The organism is Citrobacter sp. VF227, from assembly GCF_052950715.1.
Genome location: NZ_JBRFVF010000654.1, coordinates 1 through 431, shown reverse-complemented (window position 1 = coordinate 431; position 431 = coordinate 1). Strand labels below are relative to the sequence as shown.

The 431-nt window shown below is 67.1% G+C and carries 1 protein-coding gene; it reads right to left on the bottom strand.

Features of this window, described 5'->3' with window-relative positions:
• Nucleotides 1–431, bottom strand: a 431-nt coding sequence (locus ACU8YC_RS28390; RefSeq protein ID WP_446896444.1) for a carbohydrate ABC transporter permease, incomplete at both ends; no start/stop codon positions are given.

Sequence of the window (431 nt, the reverse complement as noted above, 5' to 3'; positions counted from 1 at the left end):
GCACCATGGCGGTGGCGATGGCCGCGCCCTCGCCGAGCGTCCCCGAGAGGATGCCGCGCTGGTACGAGAGGGTCGCCATCAGGTGGGTGGCGTTCACCGGACCGCCGCGCGTCATCGCCCAGATCAACTGGAAGTCGGTGAAGGTGAACAGCACCGAGAAGGTCATGACCACGGCGATGATCGGGGTCAGGAGCGGCAGGGTGATCCGCGAGAAGATCTGCCAGTTCGAGGCGCCGTCGAGCGTCGCGGCCTCGTAGAGCGAGGGCGAGACCGTCTGGAGACCGGCGAGCAGCGTGATGGCGATGAACGGCACGCCCCGCCAGATGTTGGCGAAGATCACGCAGGCGCGCGCCATGGCCGGCTCGCCAAGGAAGTCGATGTTGCCGTCGATCACCCCGAGATGGCGCAGCGACCAGGAGATGATCGAGAAC